Origin of the sequence: Proteiniphilum sp. UBA1028 (assembly GCF_002316955.1) — a bacterium.
Lineage (GTDB): Bacteria > Bacteroidota > Bacteroidia > Bacteroidales > Dysgonomonadaceae > Proteiniphilum.
The window spans coordinates 106,401-108,704 of the sequence record NZ_DCEN01000035.1 but is presented as its reverse complement, the minus strand read 5'-3'; the positions used below and the strand labels follow the sequence as shown (position 1 = coordinate 108,704).

The 2,304-nt window shown below is 42.0% G+C and carries 3 protein-coding genes; all 3 read right to left on the bottom strand.

The window, feature by feature from the left end:
• A partial coding sequence (locus B3Z75_RS05745; RefSeq protein WP_294068544.1) for a hypothetical protein occupies nt 1-517 on the bottom strand: 517 nt, incomplete at its 3' end.
• Nucleotides 510-1,322, bottom strand: a complete 813-nt coding sequence (locus tag B3Z75_RS05740; RefSeq protein ID WP_294068537.1) for a fimbrial biogenesis chaperone — start codon at nt 1,320-1,322, stop codon at nt 510-512. The genes B3Z75_RS05740 and B3Z75_RS05745, both read right to left, overlap by 8 nt.
• A 137-nt stretch (nt 1,323-1,459) precedes the next feature.
• Nucleotides 1,460-2,056 carry a hypothetical protein gene (locus B3Z75_RS05735; RefSeq protein ID WP_294068534.1) on the bottom strand — a complete coding sequence of 199 codons (597 nt, stop codon included), beginning with the start codon at nt 2,054-2,056 and terminating at the stop codon, nt 1,460-1,462.
• Nucleotides 2,057-2,304 lie beyond the last annotated feature (248 nt).

Below are 2,304 nucleotides of genomic sequence, written 5' to 3'. Positions count from 1 at the left end.
ATTCCATTGCGAAATAGTAGATACTCCATCTGGGTAAATACTTCAGATAGTCGCCTCCCTCTACTTTCAGTTCAAAACTTAACAATAACTGGTGATAACCCTCTTGATTCAAAGAGGTAAAATTCACCAGTTCCACCTCGTTGTTCACTCCAACGAGAGGATTCCAGATATACATATTTTGGATATTTCCAGGGGGTATATTGGAACTTCCCGATTTTGACACACATCTCAGGTTCAACATGTTAACTGGGAAATCATACGGTTCTCTTGTGTTCTCATTGGCTAATTTTCGTTCAACTCTTCTGACCCTGGCTGTAATTCTCCAGTCAGATTCCCTCATTTTATTTGCTCCCAGCTGAAGTATTGCAAAATTTGAAGGGGAAATTGTCCCGTAAATGCTATTCACTTCAAACCAGCTACCACCTCCCCACTCCAGCGAATAGGTATTGTTGTATTGAGCACATACAGTACTTATCGCCGGGACAAGCAGGATCAAAAATGCAATAACCCTATTCATGGCTGAATTCAAGTTCTGCAGCTTCCAACGTAGTCTCATCACCGTAATCCAGTATCACAGTGGCAGTATAATCTCCTTTTTCCAACGATTCCCCCAGCGGAATTATCACTTTTCGTTGATTACCGGGCATGGTAAAAAACGGTATATTTCCCAGGCTGGCTTCTTTTCCGGTAGTATGGTTGAATAATGTAGCTCTTATCAAACCGTCGGTCCAGATATTTCCATTATTGTTAAAGGTCAGACCTATCAAATTTTTCTCCCCCGAGAACGACATGTCTGATATTTCCAACTGCTTTCGCTCAGCAATCAGCCCTCGTCTGTATATCTTAATCCCCTGCCGCACGTTAATGCGGATGGCCGCTCCCTGCGAATCCACCCCATCAACCGGATTCATCTGGGTAACGTAGAGCATGGCTGTCTGCACATTATTATCGGCCGAAACACTCAAAGGGACACTCATCTTGACCTCAATCTTTCTGCTCTCCCCCGGCTGGAGCGTGAGGTAGGTACCCCCAGGCAGGCTGAGCCAGGAAGCACAGGAATTTGCCAAACTATCGGGCGGCAGCATGACATTGTTTCCATACTCATCATAATGCCAGTCGCCCAGCGTTATGGAAAGGTCCAAAGGATGATCTTTGCTGATATTATTCACCAACAACTCCTGTGTACCACTCTCACGTGCTGCGAGGGTATAGTATACCCTTGGTGGAGATACGGACAACCCAACCTGACCGAATGCATTTCCCGCGAGTGAAAATAAAAACAAGGTGGTCACAGCTATCAGAAAGGAGTATCTTGTATTCATTTAGTCAGGTTTGTGTGTCAAATGAGATTTGTTTCGAAAAAGAAACTCATAGTGGGATTTATCCCGGTTTAAAAAGGGAGGGCATTGATGTTAAAAAAATGCACCTCCCCCATCTGTATAGCAACAGCTTGTTACCCCTATTTTGAAGCAATGGTATACGTAACAGTTGCAGTATAAGTAGTAGCTTCGGTACCGTTGGCCATATTCACGTAGGTATCTTCGCTTTTCCATCCGTCATGTTCGTAGGTGACGTTGAAAGTAAGGCCCATACCACCTCCCTCGGAAGAGAAAAACTCTTTGGTTCCGGCGCTCAGAGAGGGTTTGTTTATAAAGTTAAAGTTATTTCTTTCTGCGGGAATAGTCGAACCCTTTCCGGCAATGATCTTTACATGATCACCCGCCAAGGGAGTCTCGCCGTTCATGAAACCAGAACTCGTAACAGATACTGCGAACGGTCCGGAGTGATAAACGGTTAAATGATCGTCTTTGGTTACTGTTTTATTGTCAACTGTTCCTGCAGAGTAATCTGTGGGACTGTCATATTCAAAATTAATCACCTTCTGATCAGGATTAACCTGAATGGATTGAATGGGTTTGAATACCAAATTAACAGTGACCGGATCTGTAATAGTTGCGCTTGTCCCATAGGGCAAAACTTCCGCTTTTACGCTATTCACCGAAATCAGACCAAACATGAGAAGAGCACCTGCTAAAAGACTTTTTTTTGTTTTCATTACAATTAATTTGTTGATTTTTTATGCTTATTTTTTATGTAATTAATAATCCTATCACTCTGTTTTTACTTACCTTCTGCCTTCATTATTGCCATTTTCAGACACCTTTTATTCAATTCGGGACGACGAAGCCCGTAAAAATATATAATTGTTATTTTTTCAGTTTATCGCGATAATAAATTATTATTCCTTTCGATGCTATTCAACAAATCTTGCTGCAATTTTTAGACACTGTTTTCCTTTTTTTT